The following is a 19,966-nucleotide window of genomic DNA, read 5'->3' as shown; positions in this document are numbered from 1 at the left end:
GGTCACAAGTGGGTCGTGCCCCGGTGGGTCAAGGGGGTCACTTGACCCAAAGCCGGGTCAGGGTCACGGTCAGTGACCCCAATTCAGACGGGTCACCAGTGGGTCATGCCCCGATGGGTCAAGGTCAAAACAGGGTCAAGGTCACAGGGTCAGGCGGGAGGGTCAAACCACCCAACCAGTCGCTGCGGGATGTTGCGCATTAAAGGGTGAAGGTCGGCATTAACCGATTGAAAGGAATACTCATGATTGAAAAGCAATGTCCCGAGTGTGGGAAATTGTACGTCTGTAAAACGTTAGGGAAACGCACTTGCTCTGAATCGTGTCAGCGTGCCAGATTCGAGCGGCTCAACAAAGGCAGAAAGTGTAAGAACTGTTATAAAGTTTTCAATCCTAAATTAGGGGACGGAAACTTTTGTTGTAAAAAGTGTCGGAGAGAATACAAACAGACAGTTTACGATAGTGAAACTATCACCCGTTGCAAGGTTTGTCAGAAACCTATTCCACCGTGGAGGATGTATTGTTCCACCTCCTGTAAGAACAAATATCATAACGAGCAACGCCGCCAAAGACGCATCCTTACCGAAGAAGTAACTGGATTGTATAACCTTTTGCGGCAACTCCACACCCCCAGTGGGGACGACATAATCATTTGTACAGAATGTGGGCATCAGTGGCCGTGTGGCACACTGCAACTATTCGAGGGATGGGTAGAGATAAAATGATGGCAGTAACAGAACTTAAAGATTATGGACGAGGCTCCAAAGGAATCATCAAATACTTGACTGATTCTATAGCGGATGAAAACCCGATACAGCCCAATAGTATCAGTGGTTCCACTCGTTATTACACTAATAATGGTACCCCACCCGGCGTGTGGCTCGGAAGCGGTATAAACGCCTTTGCCGGGATAAACTCGGGCGATATGGTCAGTACCAGTCAGCTGGAAAACCTGATTGGTTTTGGAAAACACCCCGACACGGGTGAACAACTCGGCAGCGCTTTCAAAACGGTTATACCAAAAACAATAGATGAAGAATTCATAGCTCAAGTTGAAGAATACCGCGCTGAAGCACCAGCTGTGGCCAAACGAATCCTGCATAAATACTTTCAAGCAAACGCGAAGCCCAACGGTTCCGTACATGGCTTTGACTTCACGTTCTCACCCGCCAAAGACATCTCCCTACTGTGGGGACTGGGGGATAACGGAGTGCGCGAAATCGTAGAAAAAGCCCACCACGATGCCATCAACCGCACCCTCGCACGCCTCGAAGCCACCGCCCTCTACACTCGCGAAGGCTCAGGAGGAAAAAATCAAGTCAAAACCCGAGGACTCATCGCAGCACGATACGACCACTGGGACACCCGTGAAGGCGACCCCCATCTACACTCACACGTTGTGGTCGCCAATAAGGTTCAAACCCAAGACGGAAAATGGCTCACCATCGACTCACGTGGGGGAGTATTCCCCTCAGCCGTAGCTATCAGCGAATACTACGACAACATTCTGATGGACATTCTCACCGCGCGCCTCGGGGTAGCCTGGGAAATCCGTTCCGAAACCCGCAGCGGGAAACCAATCTGGGGCATCCAAGGCATAGACGAAAGCCTCATTCAAGAATTCTCAACCCGCCATCGAAAAATCGTGGCAGCACGAACAGAATCTAGCAACAGAAAAGACGACAAGGCAGCATGGGACAAAACTAGACGCGCCAAAAAACGCGCCTCACTGGAACAGTTACGTGAACTGTGGGCAACCCGCGCCGGGAAAACCCACCTAGACGACGTATGTAAACTCGATGCCGCTGGTCGTGGACTCGCCACCCCCCAAGATCTCGCCGAACAATACAAACAACAGCTGGGGCATATCGCCCTGCAAGCCTTAGAGAAATCGAAATCAAACTGGAGCCGCTGGAACGTCGTCGCTGAAGTCGAACGCGCAGCCAGAGAAGTCCGCCTCGCCTATGGCAGGGATGAACTCGTGGAAGAAATCAGCGACAACATTATGGAAGGCATGATTGAACTCAACCCTGACCAACCCACCCAATACCGACGCTGGTCCACCCAACGCATCCTGGACGCTGAAACCCTCATGCTCGACACCTCTAACACGTATCTCGCGAAAGGCATAGACCACCAGACAGTCGTCACCCAACTCGACCAATGGCGCAGCGATGACGGTTGGGCGCTATCCCGCACCCAAGCAATGGCCGCGTGGGAAATCCTCACTTCCAACCGTACCTGCGACCTGCTCGTAGGACCCGCCGGAGCCGGAAAAACCACCACCCTGTCCGGGCTAGTAGACGTATGGCGACAAAACGGAGGCGAAGTCTACGGCTACGCCCCCTCAGCCGTAGCAGCGAAAGTCCTAAAAGAATCCACCGGAGACGCAAACACACTCGCCTCATGGATACACAGCCAACACCGCCCCGAATTCGATAAAAACACGCTCGTAATCATCGATGAAGCCTCCATGTCCGGCACCCTGGAACTCGCCGAAATCACCCAAGCAGTACGCGAAAAAGGCGGAAAAATCCTGCTCGTAGGCGATCCAAACCAGCTAAACGCAGTCGAAGTCGGGGGAGCCTTCGCCATGCTCACCAGAGAACACCCCACCCCACCCAGCCTCTCAGAAGTTCACCGATTCAAAAACCCCTGGGAAGCCGAAGCATCTCTCGCGCTACGCACCGGCAAAGACCTATCAGTAGTAGCGACCTATCTAAAAAACGAGCGGATAAAGTCAGGTCCTGCTCAAACCATCGAAACCCAAATGTTTGCAGCCTGGTGGAACGACACCAGCGAAAACAAAGAATCTCTCATGCTCGCAGGCGATAACGAAACAGTCACCCGACTAAACCAAGCCGCCCAAAACCGTCTCATCGAAGCCGGAAAAGTCCAAGCAAACGGACAAACCATCACCCTGCACGACGCAACCCAAGCCCGACTCGGAGACAAAATCGTCACCCGGCGCAATGCTAGGAAAACCATCCATGACGAAGTAATCAACGGTGCAACCTTCCAAATCCGCGCCATCAACAAAGACGGCACCCTCCTGGTATCCCCAATCGGAAAGGACATCCTGCTGACCCTTCCCGCCCAATACGTCACCCAACACGTAGACCTCGGCTACGCGGGCACAATCCACCGCGCCCAAGGACGAACCGTAGACACCTGCCACACCCTCATATCCGACACCACCACCGCCAACGGTCTCTACGTCGGAATGACTCGCGGGAAAAACTGCAACACAGCCTGGGCCATCACCTCCACCCCAGCCAGCCCAGACGGGCCAACCCCCCAAGAAATCAGTGGCATCCAAATTTTCACTCAAGCCATCCAAAACAGAGAGGACAACCGCACCGCCATCGAACTATTCCAAAAACCAACCAGACAGGAAGAAACACCACAAATGGTCGCCACCATACAACCCACCCCACCACCAGTAGACGCATACCCAGGACTTCAAAACAGCGGCTACGAACTATAGGAGTCAAACCCCAAACTTCCAGGAAGCCAAGGGGGACGCTCTCGCCTGCCCCGGTCAGCATTATCCCCCGAGCTTGGCCGCGAGGGCGCGATCTCTTTCCATTGAGGCGTGTTGGTAAATCATGGCAGCTCCAACATCGGAGTGTCCAGCCCGTGCCATGAGTTCCGCCAAAGTCGCTCCAGCTTCTCCAGCCAAAGTTAACCCAGTGTGACGTAAATCATGGAATCGTAGTCCTTCCAAGCCTAGAGATTTCACTACCGGGTCAAACCTGGAATGCAGCTCCTTATTTCTGAGCCAAGCTTTCCCCTGTGAGCCAGGCTGCCACACAACCAAGTCAGTGGTTCCAATCCCGTACTCATCCAAGTGTTGCTTAATACGCTCAAGTGCGGCAGGGGGGATGGCCACCGTGCGGTTTCCTGCCAGCGTTTTCACCGGTCCTTCTGAAATCGCTCCACCTATCCCACGCTTGGTACTCTTCGTGACTCGAACTGTCCCCGCCAACACATCAATATCCCCGCCACGCAGCGCCGCGATTTCCCCGAAACGCAATGCACACCAACCCGCCAAATCGATAGTAACAGCCAACTCGCGAGGCATTCCTTCACGTATCGCTGCAAGCTGGGCAGGCGTAGCCGTGAGGTACTTAGTTCGCCTTTGCCGGTTGGCCACAGCCAACCTCACCCTGGGAACCTGCTCAATATACCCGGCATCCGCAGCATAAGTCAGCATCCGCTTCAACAAATTCGTCGCCTTACGCCGAGTATTCTGTGCCTCCCACTTCATACCAGCATCCCAAGCCACAATCCATTTAGAAGTCATCTTAGTCACCGGCATACCACCAATATCAGGCTGCAAATAACGCACCCAACTAGATCGGTAAGTCCTGATTGTATTCGGGGAATAATCTGCCTGTTCCATCTGGGTCAGCATCTCCACAAAAACCTGCTGCATAGTCGGAACCTTGCGCGCGACCACGCGTTCCTCCTCGCGCATCTGTTCAATATCTTCCCCATCAGCAATCCGCACCCGAGCACGTAACAACCACGTCCACGCCTCATTACGAGTCCGAAAAGTGTTCGGAGCCTTAATCCTGTGACCATCAATCACCGGGGTTTGCGCCTGATAATTCCCAGAAGGAAGCTGACGGATAGTTCCCCAGGCTTCCCTCGACATGACAAAGCCCCCAATCTGGAACGTGCAACTGGTCACATTTCGTGCAACATTTCGTGCAACATCATAGCGAAAGATGGGTAAAAATGTCCAAAGATGGGTAATACACAAGCACGATAAAACGCCGCTATATCAACATAAAAACCGCAGAATATCAACGATTGCCGAGGGTAAAAGCGGAGGGCGAGGGATTCGAACCCCCGGTGAGTTTCCCCACAACGGTTTTCAAGACCGTCACATTCGGCCGCTCTGTCAGCCCTCCATGCGCGAAAAGCGTGATACAGATTCTATCAGGTGAAAGCCGAGCTGCCGACTTTTGGAAAAACTGAGGGAATTTCGCTAGAGTTAAAACCCTTGGAGACGTGGCTGAGCGGCCGAAAGCGGCACCCTGCTAAGGTGTTAGGGGCCTTGCCCCTCGCAGGTTCAAATCCTGTCGTCTCCGCAATCCCGCGTCACCTGTAGTGACGCGGGAATTTTTATCCTTACTGGCAGATTCAAGTTCTTTATTGTGCAGCATATGTCCCACGACATTTAGAGATAATCCCTTTTAGTTTTGCCGGTTAATGGAGATAGCCTTGTACTATGCGTCGTTCCAAAATTGTCTGTACCCTCGGCCCCGCCACGAATTCTGAGGACAAGATTCGTTCCTTGATGCAAGCCGGGATGAATGTGGTGCGTATCAATCGTTCCCACGGCACTCAAGCGGAGGCGGCTGAGCAAATCGACTTGGTACGCCGAGTTGAGAAAGAATTTGAACATCCCGTGGCTGTCCTGGTTGACTTACAGGGTCCCAAGATTCGCCTGGGGACGTTCGTCAACGGTGTTGAAAATCTCCTTCTGGGGCAGGATTTCACCATTACCACCCGTGATGTAGCGGGGGATGCCAGCATCGTCTCCACGACTTTCAAGGGACTGCCAGGCGACTGCCATCCCGGTGATGTGCTTTTGATTGATGACGGTAACGTGCAAGTTAGGGTCACTCGCATCGAAGGCGAGGATGTGGTGACAAAAGTCGAGGTTCCCGGAACAGTATCGGATCATAAAGGGCTGAACTTGCCGGGCGTGGCTGTTTCCGTACCGGCTCTTTCCGAAAAAGATAAAGACGACTTGCGCTGGGCGCTGAGCCAGGACGTTGACTACATTGCCCTGTCATTTGTGCGTCGGGCAGATGACCTGGATGACGTACATCGGATAATGGACGAAGTTGGGCATCGCCTCCCGGTTATCGCCAAAATTGAAAAACCCCAGGCTGTGAATCATTTGCAGGAAATTATTCACGCTTTCGATGCCATCATGGTGGCTCGCGGTGATCTCGGGGTGGAAATGCCGCTGGAGGAAATTCCTACTGTGCAAAAGAGAGCCATTGAATTGTGCCGTGCTGAAGCAAAACCGGTCATAGTGGCTACCCAAGTGCTGGAATCCATGATTTGCAACGCGCGTCCCACCAGAGCAGAAGCCTCAGATTGTGCCAATGCGGTGTGGGATGGGGCTAGCGCGGTCATTCTTTCAGGCGAGACGGCGGTGGGCAGCTATCCGATTCAAGCCGTAGAAACAATGGCAAAAATCATCGAAGCTGCTGAAGAGCTAGGAACGCGCCATTTCGCGAAACTCAAGGATGGCGACCTTGATTGGGAATCCATCATCGCGCGTCATTCGATTTTGATTGCGAAGTCAACCAATTCTAAGTTCGTGGCGGCTTTCACAAATTCTGGAGCTACAGCTCACCGGTTGGCTCGATTGCGCTCCACAATACCTCTGTATGTGTTCTGCTATCACGAACACGTCCGTCGCCAATTGGCTCTGGAATGGGGGATTCAAACCTATCCCATCAAAATGGCGCGGCGACTCTATCTGATGATTCATGAGGCGGAAGATATTTTGCTGGAGCGCGGTATTGCCCAACGAGACCAAGTTGCCGTGTTTGTCGGAGGTCTCCCCCCAGGGCAAGAGGGCAACACCAACTCTATCCGGTTGCACCGGGTAGGTTCATACCGAGATGTCTGATTCCATTCATTGACACGGTTGACGATTTGCAGAGCGTGAGACGGGGCTGCCGGACTCAGTTGTGACGACTAGGGCGCTGTTCCAGAACCCGGGTATCAGCCTCGGCAGACAAATCAGGAGCGACTGTACCTACAGACCGTCATGTCATTCGGCGCGATGAGGGTGATCGAGGTGGCCTTGGGCAATAGCGGCCGGGGTGGAGAGGGCGTTCGGCAAACGTGGAGCCAGCAGTACTCTCACCGAATGATAAATATCAGGAGCCCCGGGCCATACGGTGTCATCAGGTAGGTTGTTTGCATTCAGCTCGCCGACCCAGTAGCCATCAGTTTGGATTACGTATCCTTCCAAATAGTCCCACCAGCGGTAGTAAAGCTCGAGGTAAGGTTCTAATTCTTCCATTGAGGCGCCCTGTTCACGCAACGCGAAAACCAGGGCTACTACAGCTTGGATGGCTTCTGTGAGAACCCAGGTAAACCGTTGACGCATCAAAGGTTTACCTTGGTAGTCCACGGTAAAGAAAATACCGCTGTGGCCATCTTTACACCACGAATCTGAGGCTGTTCGATTAAAGATCTCCCGAGCCACGTGCAAGTAATCTGTCGGTGGTTCGAGACCGTTTTTTTGTGAAGCGGCAGCGACTTGGACAATTTTCCGTGACCAGCCAAAATTATGTCCGACGTTGATTCCATACGGCCGGCGCGGGTCAGCTGGAGTGCCGACGTTGTAGTTTCGATCCAGATTCCAATTTCCATCGAAATGTTCCGGGACACGCCAATTGTTGTTCCGGGCTTGCTCCATGGCAAATGAAACAATCCGCGAGGCTCGTTCAATCCACTTTTTGTCTTGAGTGGCATCACCGACAGCGAGAAAAGCCGAGACGGCGTGCAGATTTGAGCTCATGCCGTGATAGCTTTCCATCTCAGAAAAATCCCGCTCGAAGTTTTCGTTTACACGGCCAAGTTCTTCGTCCCAAAAGTATTTCTCTTCGACTTTGATGGCTTGTTTCAGTAAGTCTTTAGCGCTACTGACAGGGGTTAATGAAGCTGCGGCAGCTGCCTCCAAAAGGTAGGACATAGCCCGTGAGCTTTTCCGATTCCCCTCTGTCCCTGCAGGTATGCCACGCGTATTTACTAACTTTTGGTGTTCTTGAATTGGTTCAATCAAAGAAAACCAGCCATCGTAGTCAGGATCTTTGAACGCATATGTGATGGCTTGGACTCCGTGTTCGCACCGTCGCAGAGATCCGGGGATTCCCAATAACGAAGCTACGGCATAAATGTAGGTCGAGCGAGCCGTCAAATCGAGCTCCACAGGTTTTGCTGTATCGACGCTCCCATCGCTGTCAATGTACCCAAAACCACCGTGAATGTATGCATGCTGGCCGTATTCCAGCACCGTTTGCAGGTGATTTCCTAGCCAACGAACATGTTCAGTGGAATCGAATCTTGGCATTGTCGCTCCCTCCTCACCAGCCATCGATACGAAAATTTTACCCGTTGATTTCTAAGTTTTTTGGACTTCAGTTGAATTGTCAATACTTATTAATTGCTTGAGAGAGTAAGTTTCGTGTGCGTTCGGCAGATTTTTATCTGGTAACCGATTCACCTTGGAGGCTTCGAGTACTTCAAAGTCCCATTACTTGGGTGAGAGCTTCCAAGACTGCACCCGCACCCTGCTTCGTGTCCGGCAGTGTAGTGGCGGCAGCGGCTGCCTTGACTTCGGGTCGGGCATTTCCCATGGCGACACCGTAACCAGCGGTTCGCAGCAGGGGGATATCGTTACCTCCGTCTCCGATGGCAATAGTGTGACCCAAGTCAACCCTTAAATTCGCGCAAACAGTGGCAAGTCCGTGCCCTTTTGAAGTTCCCGGAGGGTTGATGTCCAGCCAGGAACGCCACCCGATGGCGTGTTCCACCCCGGTAAAATCTATGCGTTTGACCGCACGATGAAATTCCTCGTTATTCAACTGGGGTTCACGAATGACCACTCGGGAAACCGGGGTCGCCAAGAGGGTATCGAGGTCTTGAACCTCCAGGGTTTCACGCAGTTCTCCGGGAGGGAAAGGCTTGGAAACCCGGAAACCGAGGGGATTGTCCTCCACTCCAATGCAGGCTTCGGGAAGAACCTGCAGCACGCGAGCCACTATGGGACGAGGATCGAAAGTATATTGATTCGTCAGGGCGTAACCGTCAGTTTGCGTATAATGACCGACCAAGGAGCCATTAGCACTGGCAATCCAGGCACTTTCCAGTTCCAGCCCTTCCACCACCGGCAGGGTTGCCGGAACGGAACGTCCTGTGGTGATGCAGATGTGAACCCCACCAATACGGAGTCGATCGGCATATTCCTTTACTTTGGGATAAATCTGCTGTTCGGGGGTGACTATGGTGCCGTCAATGTCCAGGGAGACCAACACGTCACGAGGATTTTTGGGCAAGCCCATCAGTCCCAGCGCGATAGCGTGGCGCGTGACTTGTTCGGCATACTCGCCCAAAAAAACCTCCGGAATCGGCTAATATCCTGATGGAAAAAGATTCAAGTTATTTACCTGGTTGACTGATAGGTTCCAGAACTTCCAACCCGCCCAGATAGGGACGCAATCCGGCGGGAACCCGCACCGAGCCATCGGCCTGCTGGTGGTTTTCTAAAATAGCCACAATCCAGCGCGTAGTCCCCAACGTCCCGTTCAAAGTGGCGCAGACCTGCGGTTTCCCCTCCGCATCACGGTAGCGAATCCCCAGGCGGCGCGCCTGGAAAGTCGTGCAGTTTGAAGTGGAGGTCACCTCCATAAAGCGCTTCTGGGTGGGAAGCCAGGCTTCGCAGTCAAACTTTTGCGCTGCGCTAGAACCGAGATCCCCGGCCGCGGTATTGATGACCCGATAGGGCAGCTCCACCTTGGCGAGCATTTCGCGTTCCATATTGAGCAGCTTTTGATGCTCCGCCAGCGCATCTTCCGGTTTGCAATAGGAAAACATCTCTACCTTGTGGAACTGGTGGACGCGAATAATGCCGCGCGTGTCCTTGCCGTAGGAACCTGCCTCGCGCCTAAAACAGGCTGACCAGCCGGTATAGCGTTTGGGGCCGGCGGATAAATCGATGATTTCATTCGTATGGTAGCCCGCCAGAGCGACCTCGGAGGTGCCGGTCAAATAGAGTTCATCAGCAGGCAAGTAGTAAATCTCGTCCGAGTGCTCGCCCAAGAATCCCGTCCCGCTCATAGTCTCAGGCGACACCATGCACGGCGTAATCATCGGAGTGAACCCGTGAGCCATGGCGGTGTCGAAAGCAGCATTGAGGATTGCCAGCTCCAGACGGGCACCCACGCCTTTCAGATAATAAAAACGCGCTCCCGATACCTTCGCACCCCGGTCGGTGTCGATGGCATCCAAACCGATACCCAGGTCGAGATGATCCTTGGGGGTGAAACCTTCCGCCGCAAAGTCACGAATCGCTACACCCTCCTGGCCCAGGACCTCGTAGTCGTCCTCACCGCCGGAAGGCACCCCGTCCAAAATCAGGTTTTCCAGCACCATCGCGGCTCGCTTGGCTTCCTCAGTAGCCTGGTTGGAGGCATCTTCCAAAGCCTTGACGTTTTCACTCAGTTTCTTGGCCTGCTCCAGCAGGGCGGGGCGTTCCTCTTTCGAGGCACTGCCGATTTTCTTGGAAAACGCCTTTTGTTCGGCGCGCGCTGTTTCAAAAGCGGTCAGCGCCGCCCGGCGGCGTTCGTCAGCGGCTAAGGCCTGGTCTACAGTTGCGGGGTCGTTACCGCGAGCCACCTGAGAGGCCCGCATCGGTTCCGGATTGTCTTTCATCGCACGCAAATCAATCATGCTTAAAGCATAACGGTTTTGCGCCTCATCTTTAGATAGTGCGGCTCGATAGCGAACTCACACCGCGCGACCGGAGACGACCTGTTCCATCCAGGCTTGTGCCGTGGCGAAATCCATATTCGCCGTCCCCCGCACAATCTGGGCACGCATCCGATCCGCCCGCGGATACGAACCTAAAAACCGCACATCCGGGCAGGTCCGGTGCAGCCCCATCAAAGCATCTTTGACACGTTCTTCAAAAATATGGCCCTCGATATCAATGGAAAAGGCATAGCGGTCAAAGTGCCCTCCGACCGGGCGTGATTCAATGCGCGAAAGGTTTACTCCCCGTGCCGAAAACTGTTCTAGCATGGTCAGTAGCGCGCCGGATTCATTGTCCGGTAACGTAACTTGAACTGTGGTTTTGTCTGCCCCTGTGGGGGGAGGAATAGCTCCGGGAGGGGAAACTAGGACGAATCGGGTTTGGGCGCTGTCGTCATCCGCAATCCCCTCCGCGAGAGTTTTTCCGCCGTAGGCCGAAGCGGATACTGCGGAGCAAAGAGCCGCGTCATAGCCGCACGAGTCGTCTTCCATCAGCAGTTTGGCGGCCGCGGCGGTGGAGGTGGTGGGAATATGAGTTACTTCGCCGATGTGCTGTTCCACCCAACAGCGAGTTTGTGCCCAGGCGTGTGGATGTGTGCCGATTCTCTTAATCTGACCCAACTCCAGCCCGGAATCTGCCCGTACCATCAACGAAAAGGCAATCGGTACTAAAACTTCGCCCACAATCGTCAAGGGTTGACCGTGAGCTAAAGCGTCCAAAGTGGCGTTAACTCCGCCTTCCACCGAGTTTTCAATTGGAACCACTGCGCGATCGGCCTCGCCGGTACGAACCAGGTGCAGGGCGGATTCGACGCCAGCAGCGGGTAGCAAGGTAGCGCCGCGGGGTGTGATTTCTCGGGTAGCTTGCTCGCTAAATGTCCCGAAAGGTCCCAGGAAGGAAACTCGTAAAGGACCTCTCACCTCCGGTCCGGGAAGTGAGGTTCCAGTCGAAATCGATGGTGCTGAGTTTGGTAATGCGGTATTCATAGACAGTACTCCTCAAAATAATTATCGCGAAGCAGCGCAATTTCGACAAAACTCGGTATGATTTTAACCATGCAGACAAAAGTCAAGCCTCCTTCTACGCCCTCGCGCTCGATGTCGGGGCGAGCGGGAAGCGGTACGCGCAAACCGATTAAGCGTTCTTATAAACCGCTGCCCACTACGCGTTATCTGGTTGCTGGTTTGACCGCAATTATTGTCAGCATGGGCTTGATCGCGGGGGCGATGAGTTCAACCAATACTTTTGATGTGAAGCCCTGGGATCCTTCTCAAGAAATGCACTGGGATCCATTCGAACATCACGAGATTGCCGGTGTGGATGTAGGCTCGCTCAGCGAGGCGGGGCGTCGTACCTCGGAGGCAATCAAACCTAAGACGGCGGCAACTCCCACAGAAACTAAGAAGCAGACGAAACCTGAGAAAACTCCTGAGGCAACTCCGACTGAGTCGCCGGCTCAAGAGGAGAACCCGTCCTCCACTGTCGTCCAGACTTTTGAAGTTCCAGGAGCGCCTCAGGAGCCGACTGCTTCGGAAGCCCCTGAAGGGGCGCCGCCAGTGGCTATGGGTCCCATCGCTAAGGATTCACGAGTTGACCGGATTCCCGAGGTCGCGGTCCCAAAAGCATAGCTACCGGTGCGTATTCATCGGTTCCCAGTCTGGGTGGTGGCTTCGGTCCGGTAGGCATGTCTGCCCAGGTGAGCCGCACACCTCTGTTAGTTTTGTTAGGCATCCAATGGCGTTGGGATGATGATTCCCTGGCCGACCCGGATTTACGTCAGCTCTTGGAAAGTTCTACCCGCGCCAATTCGGTGGTGCGCACCAAAGCGAACACCACTCTTCCCGCTGCCGGATTTCGCGCTTTGGCGACGGGGAATCGTACGGGGTCGAGCGAGAACGGATGGATTCTGGGCCAAGCGGTGCTGGATTCGGGTGTGAACTTGCGTTTGTTTGGTGATGGAGCCGCGGCTGGAATGGGTTTCGTGCATCCTGACGCACCCGGCGCCAACCTTCCCAAGTCCCTGAGTTTTTCACCTGCCTCCAGCTACCGCGGCGCCAGTCCGGAAGTGTTCGCGGACCTGCTCAGCCAGGTCATGATTCCCGGAGCGGTAGTCGTGGTAGATATGCGGGTGTTTCCCCGCCATTTGCAGCCCCAAGTTCTGCGCGCTGCCTGGCAGCGTGGTGACGATTTGGGGTGGAATACCATTATTGCCTCAATAGCTGACGATAAACCGGTGACAAATCGAGAATCTGATGTTTACCTAATTGACAAATCTGCCCCCGAAAAGGCGATTGTCCCGCCGGGAGATCCCCGACTGCAAGTCTTTGCGGCGCGCGGTCCCCAGTTCGGCAATGGGGGCGCGACCTCGGCTTCTACTCATCGACCGGGATGGGTGCAAACCGCCGACTTGACCGCTACCATCTTGGATTACGTTGGAGCTGAAAAACCAGCGTGGGTGCAAGGCTCCGCAATCACTATGGGAAATGTGGTCACTGTGGAGTCTCTCGCGTCGGCGGCGCGTCGAGCCGCGATGATTCGCAATGTCCAGGTTTGGTTTCTTCCCGGCTTGGGAGTGGGAATAGCTTTGCTGTTGATTGCGGCAGTATGGACGCTGAACCGCCGCACGCACCCCCGGTTGGGTGAGGAGTGGGATCAGCCTCGGGCGCTGTTGGGATTTTGGCGAATGGTGGCAACCTTTGCCGCTCTCATCCCGGCAATGGCATATTTCATGAACTTGGCACCGTGGTGGGAACTCGGACCGGACGACACAGACGTTGCCGCCGCTAGCTATCTGTGGCTAGGATGTTTGCTCCCGGTAATCCTGAGCGCCCTCGTGGCTATCGTCTGGAGTGCTTTGGGGTTGAATTCCCTCCTCGGCCCGTTGTTCATAATAAGCATATCGTCGCTGATAGTAGGGGTACTAGACCCCTTGATTGGTTCTCCGATGGTGTTGGATTCCATTATGGGACTGCAATCAACAGTCGGGGGGCGTTTCTTTGGCATCGACAATGTCATGTTTGCGGTACTCGCCACCGGAGCACTGATTCTCGCTACGGTTGTCTACGGGTTGGTAGCGGAACGCAAACAGTCTACGACCACAGAAAAATCCTTGATGGTGGTGCTGATTGTCATGGCTAGCGCGGTAATTTTCCTAGATTCTGCCCCCATCTTAGGAGCGGATTTTGGTGGCACGATGGCTCTGGTTCCCGGCTTTGCCATTCTGTTCTTAAAATTCAACCGAAAACCTCTAACAGTCCTATCATCTGCACTGATAGTCTTATTGACGGTAGCTGTAGCAGCTCTATTTGCTTATATTGATTGGTTGCGTCCCGCTGCGGAACGGACCCATTTGGGTAACTTTATCGATACGCTCACTCAGGGCCGGGTGCTGCCGGTACTCATTAATAAATCTACGATGGTTTGGAACGCTGGCTGGCCGGCGTGGCTCATTATCAGCGTTATTCTGGCTATTCTGCTGGCGATGGTGATTATTTTGGCTCCGTTATTCGCCAATATGCGAAACCCTTACCGCCGTGACTACGGTTGGTTGTGGGGTAGCGTCGGCGCAAAACTTCGTCCCGAAGGAATTACTTGGAATCACGCGGAAAGAGCCTTATTTACGGCCTGGATTACCACTATGGTGGTGGGCATGCTGCTCAATGATTCGGGAATCCTGCTGGGTCTGGCGGGAGCAGCCGTCATGTTTCCGGCCATCTTGGCTCAAGGATGTCACAAGTTCCTGATTGACTCCCCAGGCGATAACCGTTCAGTGCAGCCTTACTTCAGGCAGTAAACCTCACCGGGCTCCTGTTTAATCGCTGCGGACAGGCGCAGCCGAAGGGGAGCCCGAACGTGGCGCACAAAGCGTGTGGCGGAGGCCAGAAATACATCCCGGAATTGGCTCAGACGGTGACGGTATCCCGCCATATCGTTGCCGGTAGCCCGGTGTGTCAGGTCGCAAGGAACTTCCTGCACCGAGTACCCCTTAACCAGCAGGTCGATAGTCATGCCGGTTTCCACCCCCCACTTATGCGCCAGGGGCAGACAATCGAAAAAGGCTTCCGCACTCAGGCAGCGCTGACCCGACAGTGGTTGGAGCGGTTCCCACCCGGTTGCCCAGCGAATGGCCCGGCGCGATAAACGTGTCACAAAACCGTGACCACCGGCACCGGCTTGGCGAGGCAGGGCAGCTATGGCACAGTCCGTGCGTCCCTGCATTACCGCCTCCACCAGCGGGAAAGTCTGGGCGGCGGAATCTCCCAAGTCCGCGTCCAGGAACAGAATGAGACGGCGAGGCCCGTCCTCGGGGTCGCGCATAGCCACGACTTTTGCCCCTGTTTCCATAGCACTGGCCTTACCGCGGTTGACGGAATGGCGTACCACCACGGCACCGGCACTGCGCGCGGCTTCACCCGTATTGTCACTAGACCCATCATCAATCACCACGAATAAATCGGCTCGGGGCAAAGCCTTGGAGGCACGAATTGTCGCCCCAATCGAATCGCCTTCGTCCTTGGCGGGAATGATGACCGCAACTTTCTGGTTCGGATCAGGAATGGCTGGGGCAGAGTTTTTGCTGTTTTCCTTGTCAGTTTCAGGCACGTGTGCAATTTTAAAGCCCTATCTAGCCAAATGCGAGCTTTCGGCGCCAGAAGTTTACGGGTTTTGTCATCTAAACGCCCGCGCCAGTACAGAAATTGGTGAAACAATGAGGCTATGCATGAACGAGCTGGACAACTTGCCAAACCGGAAGACCTCATCAACGTTGATGAAGTCATTAGCGCTTATTATGACCTGGAACCCGATGTGAATGAGCCTGGACAGGCAGTTTCGTTCGGGACTTCGGGCCATCGCGGTTCATCTCTGGACCGCGCCTTCAACGAGGCTCATATCGTTGCCACCACGGCCGCGATTGTGGAATATCGTCAATCACAAGGTTATGACGGCCCCCTGTTCATCGGGCGCGATACGCACGCCCTATCCGAGCCGGCGTGGCGTACCGCCTTGGAGGTTCTCGCGGGCATGGAAGTGCGCACTCTGACAGACGCACGCGATTCCTTCACTCCGACACCCTCTGTATCTCACGCCATTCTCAAGGCTAACGGGGCGGGCACGCCGGGAGGCGTGCGGCTGAGCGGAGCGGGTTTGGCTGATGGTATCGTTGTTACCCCTTCGCATAATCCGCCTCGTGACGGCGGCTTTAAATACAACCCGCCCAGTGGTGGTCCCGCCGATTCGGACGCGACTTCCTGGATTGCTAATCGTGCCAATGAGATTTTGCGCCAGGGTTGGCGTTCCGTGCCGAGGAACCCGCATCCCGAGCAATCAGAATTTATTAGAAAAACAGATTTTCTACCGTCATACGTAGACTCGCTAATTGACGTAGTTGACGTTGAGGCGATTCGGTCCGCCGGTGTCCGCATCGGGGCTGACCCCTTGGGCGGCGCTTCGGTAGACTACTGGGCCGCCATCGCCGAACGTTACGGATTGAACCTGACGGTGGTGAATGAAAAGGTCGATCCGCGCTGGTCTTTCATGACTTTGGACTGGGACGGCAAGATTCGGATGGACTGCTCCTCGCCCTACGCGATGGCTTCTCTGCGTCAGGTGATGGAGGGCGGCTCGGCTCCCTACGATATTGCGACTGGAAACGACGCTGATTCAGACCGTCACGGCATCGTTACTGCCGATGGCCTGATGAATCCGAATCACTATCTGGCGGTGGCAATCGAATACCTGTTCACCCACCGTCCGCACTGGTCGCAAGGCTGTGCCGTCGGCAAAACGCTGGTGTCATCGGCTTTAATCGACCGGGTAGTAGCCGATATGGGACGCAAACTCGTCGAGGTCCCCGTTGGTTTCAAGCATTTTGTGCCGGGATTGCTGGATGGGTCCGTAGGCTTTGGCGGCGAGGAATCCGCTGGCGCGTCTTTCCTGCGCAAAGACGGCACCGTGTGGACCACCGACAAGGACGGGTTGATTGCGGCTTTGCTGGCCTCCGAAATCCTCGCAGTGACCGGGAATACTCCCAGCGCTCTGCACGAAGAACAGGTGGCCCGGTTTGGTGCTTCCGCTTACGAACGGGTGGATGCCCCCGCGACCAAGGCGGAAAAAGCCAAGCTCGCGGCTTTGGCGCCTGAAGACGTCGCGGCCTCGACACTGGGCGGGGAGCCGATTGTCGACCGCCTGGTGCAGGCACCGGGCAACCACGCGGCTATCGGAGGACTGAAAGTCACTACCAAGAACGCCTGGTTCGCCGCGCGTCCCTCCGGCACCGAAGATATTTATAAGATTTATGCCGAATCCTTTAAGGGTCCCGAGCATCTTCAGACTATTCAGGAAGAAGCAAAACAGGTGGTTGCCCAGGCTCTGGCAAAATAAGGCGCGTTTAACCACGCTGGCCTAGCATTTGGTCAGGGCAGAGAGCAACGCGGCTTTTTCCGCAACGGTGACCGTCAGGTTCCACCGATACTTGATGTCGATTTGTTGGCGGGCGTAGGCGCAGCGGAAGTTGTGGTTTGGAGGCATCCAGGCATCGGCAGAGGCGTCTGATTTCTGTTGGTTAGCCGGTCCGTCTGCCGCCAGCAGCACGCTCGGGTCATTTGCATATGCCTCCCGCTGTGCTTTCGTCCAGGCCCAAGCCCCGGACTTCCACGCATTGCCCAGTGCCACCACGTGGTCAATCTGGACTTTGCGGCCCGGTGCCGTTTCAAATTGCACGGTTTTACCGGTGTAGGGATCGTGAAAGGTTCCCCCGGTCAACCGGCACGGCTTGGCGCTGTCCGCGAAACGCGGGGATTGAAAGTCTCGAGCCAATATTTCCGCTCTGGTATCGCAGCCATTCCCATCGCGATCCATCCACCCCGCTCCGAACATGTCGCGTTGATACCCGCCGGGTCCAGCGTCTTTACGGACCGTCAGGGCACATAGTTCACGCAGGGAACCGCCGATATTCGCGCTGGTGGAACCGGCGGGGCAACGTAAACCGGGGGTGGGAAAATTCGCCAGATTCGGCCCTGCTCCAGGCCATAGTGCCCACCAAACTAGTGCCGCGCAGCCAACCAACACGACGTCGCCGATACTGGCTCGGCGCTTCGGCGTCGAGGGTTCGATACTAGAGAAACCGCTCACTTCTCAAGTGTGGTACCGGAGTCGCTACTTTCGCCATCCTCATCGGTTTTACCTGTGGAAAACTGGTTTTTCCACAGCTTTTTTGTCTTAGCATCCGGATAGTCTCCACGGGCGATTCGGCGAGCTCGCTGTGCCGATTTCCACTGTTGGCGAGTCATCGAAATCGTCCAATCGTGAGTTTCGGGAAGAATCCAGCGCCGCCAGGAAGCCAAGATGGTGAGGGTTGAGCCGATTAGAGCCGCTGCCACCATACCGGTTAGGGGATATCCAAGTTTGTAGAAAGAGGCATCTGCACACGAAGCAAGGATAGCCGGGATGGCATAGAGGCTGCTTCCCCCGAACACCACCGGCACGTTGCCCGCAGCGATATCACGCACCATCCCTCCACCGATAGCGGTGATTACACCCATCAATATGGATGGAATCACGTCGAAGCCCAAGCTCAGAGCCTTTTGAGTCCCCGTGCCAGCCCAGATTCCCAGCACCAGAGCATCGAATAAAATGAGGGTTCGCCGCGACCATTTGCCATCAAACTTCCATAACCCGGCGACCACCGCCCCAGCCAAAGCCATGGTCAAATAAAATTTGTCGGTCAGGGCTACAGGAGGGGCATTGTTCAGCATAATGTCGCGGATGATGCCACCACCCAAAGCGGAAACCACTGCCAAAACTCCGAAACCAACTAGATCAAAATGCTTTTGACGAGCCAATCTGCCGCCGAGGATACCGTTGAGGAAAACGCCGGTAATGTCGAGAACTCGAAACACCTGGGGTAAAAGGTCATTGAAAGAAACTGGTGCAGCTGCCGAGATAGTTGTGGGAAACAGGCCGGTATCGAAAGAGAATATAGCACTCAGCACGTGAGCATTGTACCTGAGACGAGAGGAAACTTTCCTCCAAAATCGGCATAAGATTCTCTAGTGAGGTCTTTCATTGCTCGTTTGTTCAGTGGAGCTCCGGGGCGCTGGTAAGTCGGGTGTCGGACGGGGGTTACAGTGAAAAAGCTCCCCCGGCGGCGAGACCCAAAAGGTAAGTGACAACTGCAGCACCGATACCGATAGCAGCCTGCCGTAAGGCTCGCAAAAACGGCGGTTTACCAGATAGAATGCCGATTGTTCCGCCAATCATCAGCAAAATGAGTCCGACCAGTACAACTGCGGCGCTAATAGCGGGGATTCCACTGAATCCTAGGAGGAAGGGAATCAGGGGAATGAATGCCCCCAAGGTGAAAGCCAAAAAAGAGGACAGGGCCGCCTGGGGCCCGGAGCCAATCGCCTCCAGCTCCCCAGAGGGGGCTTCTTCAAGGGCTAAGGCGAGGGGATAGTCATCTGTTTCTTTGAATTCTTTAGTTGACATTCTTGACGCAGAAGGGGTGGTGGTGTCGTTGTCTGCGGGAGTCGTTTCGTCAGTTGATTCGCTCTGGCTAGTGCCTTCCAAGGAATCTGGAGTAGCCGTTTTAGACAGCGTGCGTGACTGTAACTGTGCATCAATGGTTTCCAAGGCCAAAACCGCGTGTGCAACTGCCTCCTCAGGATTGTCACCTCGAGCCATAAACAGGAGTTTCAGCTCATTAGCGGCGCGGTCCAACATGGGCAGGCGCTGTTTCACATCCGGGTTAGGCTGCGAAGATTCCAACAACTCGCGCTGAGACGTGATAGAAATATATTCCCCCGCAGCCATCGACAGGGCTCCTGCCACCAACCCGGTCAGCCCCGTGACCAGAATTATTGACACCGGAACTCCCGTACCAGCGATGCCCGCCACGAGAGCGAGATTGGAAACCAAGCCATCATTGATTCCGAAAACCATGGCGCGGGCACGTCCGGAAAAACGGGCTCGGGAGCGAGCCGCCAAAGCGCGAACCACTTCAGAATGCAGGTGCTCATCGGCCGCCATCTGCGGGGTGGCATCCGCATCGACATCATAAGTGCCGCGTTCTTCGGAGCGTTGCATCATCGCCAAAACAAAAATAGAGCCTATCTTGATGGCCAGACCCTGCAGTAGCCGGATATACCAGGGGTTGTGTGGGGCAGGCTCGGCATGAGTACCGAGGTGCGCCAGCCAGTAATCTTCGTGACGCTTTTCGGCATCCGCCAGTTCCAACAGAATCTCGCGATTCACGCCGTGGCGTTTTTTAGCGATGGCACGGTAGATTTTGGCTTCGTCACGTTCCTCGGCGAGATAGCGCCGCCAGCGCTTAATTTGTTCCGGAGTGGGTTCGGGGAGGTTCTGTGAGTTCATCTACTTTGGCAGCCTCTCCATCGG

The 19,966-nt window shown here is 54.8% G+C and carries 16 protein-coding genes and 2 tRNA genes; 8 read left to right on the top strand and 10 right to left on the bottom strand.

Annotated elements, in window-relative coordinates:
• The 3 genes from SPI05_RS08900 to mobF all read left to right on the top strand — a co-directional run.
• Window positions 1-203 (top strand): hypothetical protein (locus SPI05_RS08900; RefSeq protein ID WP_321077748.1); only part of this gene is annotated, 203 nt, incomplete at its 5' end.
• A 39-nt stretch (window positions 204-242) separates the two neighbouring features.
• Complete coding sequence (locus tag SPI05_RS09030) at window positions 243-722, top strand: DUF2116 family Zn-ribbon domain-containing protein (RefSeq protein ID WP_414601985.1); 480 nt, start codon at window positions 243-245, stop codon at window positions 720-722.
• On the top strand, window positions 719-3,484 hold the full coding sequence (mobF, locus tag SPI05_RS08895) for a MobF family relaxase (protein WP_321077747.1): 2,766 nt from the start codon (window positions 719-721) through the stop codon (window positions 3,482-3,484). Before SPI05_RS09030 ends, mobF begins: the two co-directional genes overlap by 4 nt.
• A 60-nt stretch (window positions 3,485-3,544) precedes the next feature.
• Here mobF and SPI05_RS08890 read toward each other — a convergent pair whose 3' ends face one another.
• Together SPI05_RS08890 and SPI05_RS08885 are read right to left on the bottom strand one after the other, a co-directional pair.
• Window positions 3,545-4,657 carry a tyrosine-type recombinase/integrase gene (locus tag SPI05_RS08890; protein ID WP_321077746.1) on the bottom strand — a complete coding sequence of 371 codons (1,113 nt, stop codon included), beginning with the start codon at window positions 4,655-4,657 and terminating at the stop codon, window positions 3,545-3,547.
• A gap of 174 nt (window positions 4,658-4,831) precedes the next feature.
• A tRNA-Ser gene (locus SPI05_RS08885) sits at window positions 4,832-4,916 on the bottom strand.
• Window positions 4,917-5,010: 94 nt separating this feature from the next.
• Here SPI05_RS08885 and SPI05_RS08880 point away from each other — a divergent pair.
• Together SPI05_RS08880 and pyk are read left to right on the top strand one after the other, a co-directional pair.
• Window positions 5,011-5,096 (top strand) — tRNA-Ser (locus SPI05_RS08880).
• Window positions 5,097-5,236: 140 nt separating this feature from the next.
• Entirely contained in the window at window positions 5,237-6,658 is a 1,422-nt protein-coding gene (gene pyk, locus SPI05_RS08875) for a pyruvate kinase (protein ID WP_321077745.1), read from the top strand.
• Between the two features lie 144 nt (window positions 6,659-6,802).
• Here pyk and SPI05_RS08870 read toward each other — a convergent pair whose 3' ends face one another.
• The 4 genes from SPI05_RS08870 to pheA all read right to left on the bottom strand — a co-directional run bounded on the left by SPI05_RS08870 (window position 6,803) and on the right by pheA (window position 11,556).
• Window positions 6,803-8,110 carry an AGE family epimerase/isomerase gene (locus SPI05_RS08870; RefSeq protein ID WP_321077744.1) on the bottom strand — a complete coding sequence of 436 codons (1,308 nt, stop codon included), beginning with the start codon at window positions 8,108-8,110 and terminating at the stop codon, window positions 6,803-6,805.
• A 172-nt stretch (window positions 8,111-8,282) separates the two neighbouring features.
• A complete protein-coding gene (locus SPI05_RS08865) occupies window positions 8,283-9,152 on the bottom strand; it encodes an HAD family hydrolase (protein WP_321077743.1) in 870 nt (289 codons plus the stop codon).
• A 46-nt stretch (window positions 9,153-9,198) separates the two neighbouring features.
• A complete protein-coding gene (gene serS, locus SPI05_RS08860; protein ID WP_321077742.1) occupies window positions 9,199-10,488 on the bottom strand; it encodes a serine--tRNA ligase in 1,290 nt (429 codons plus the stop codon).
• A gap of 57 nt (window positions 10,489-10,545) precedes the next feature.
• Window positions 10,546-11,556 (bottom strand): prephenate dehydratase, encoded by a 1,011-nt coding sequence (gene pheA, locus SPI05_RS08855; protein ID WP_321077741.1) that lies wholly within the window; start codon window positions 11,554-11,556, stop codon window positions 10,546-10,548.
• 69 nt (window positions 11,557-11,625) lie between these two features.
• Here pheA and SPI05_RS08850 point away from each other — a divergent pair, with 69 nt between their 5' ends.
• Together SPI05_RS08850 and SPI05_RS08845 are read left to right on the top strand one after the other, a co-directional pair.
• On the top strand, window positions 11,626-12,198 hold the full coding sequence (locus SPI05_RS08850; protein ID WP_321077740.1) for a hypothetical protein: 573 nt from the start codon (window positions 11,626-11,628) through the stop codon (window positions 12,196-12,198).
• A 68-nt stretch (window positions 12,199-12,266) separates the two neighbouring features.
• Window positions 12,267-14,363: a hypothetical protein gene (locus SPI05_RS08845; RefSeq protein ID WP_321077739.1), complete on the top strand. Its 2,097-nt coding sequence runs from the start codon at window positions 12,267-12,269 to the stop codon at window positions 14,361-14,363.
• Here SPI05_RS08845 and SPI05_RS08840 read toward each other — a convergent pair.
• Window positions 14,348-15,127 carry a glycosyltransferase family 2 protein gene (locus SPI05_RS08840; protein WP_295026390.1) on the bottom strand — a complete coding sequence of 260 codons (780 nt, stop codon included), beginning with the start codon at window positions 15,125-15,127 and terminating at the stop codon, window positions 14,348-14,350. The genes SPI05_RS08845 and SPI05_RS08840 overlap by 16 nt on opposite strands.
• A gap of 159 nt (window positions 15,128-15,286) precedes the next feature.
• Between SPI05_RS08840 and pgm the strand changes: the two genes are divergently transcribed.
• Entirely contained in the window at window positions 15,287-16,951 is a 1,665-nt protein-coding gene (gene pgm, locus SPI05_RS08835; protein ID WP_321077738.1) for a phosphoglucomutase (alpha-D-glucose-1,6-bisphosphate-dependent), read from the top strand.
• A gap of 21 nt (window positions 16,952-16,972) precedes the next feature.
• Here pgm and SPI05_RS08830 read toward each other — a convergent pair whose 3' ends face one another.
• The 3 genes from SPI05_RS08830 to SPI05_RS08820 all read right to left on the bottom strand — a co-directional run bounded on the left by SPI05_RS08830 (window position 16,973) and on the right by SPI05_RS08820 (window position 19,942).
• Window positions 16,973-17,701: an HNH endonuclease family protein gene (locus tag SPI05_RS08830; protein ID WP_321077737.1), complete on the bottom strand. Its 729-nt coding sequence runs from the start codon at window positions 17,699-17,701 to the stop codon at window positions 16,973-16,975.
• Window positions 17,698-18,513, bottom strand: coding sequence for a trimeric intracellular cation channel family protein (locus SPI05_RS08825; RefSeq protein ID WP_414601989.1), 816 nt, complete (start codon window positions 18,511-18,513; stop codon window positions 17,698-17,700). The genes SPI05_RS08830 and SPI05_RS08825 overlap by 4 nt, the downstream gene beginning before the upstream one ends.
• Window positions 18,514-18,691: 178 nt before the next feature.
• Window positions 18,692-19,942, bottom strand: a complete 1,251-nt coding sequence (locus tag SPI05_RS08820) for a VIT1/CCC1 family protein (protein WP_321077735.1) — start codon at window positions 19,940-19,942, stop codon at window positions 18,692-18,694.
• Window positions 19,943-19,966: the final 24 nt, after the last annotated feature.

Source organism: Mobiluncus sp., assembly GCF_034180645.1.
GTDB lineage: Bacteria > Actinomycetota > Actinomycetes > Actinomycetales > Actinomycetaceae > Mobiluncus.
This window is presented reverse-complemented; position numbering and strand designations above follow the sequence as displayed.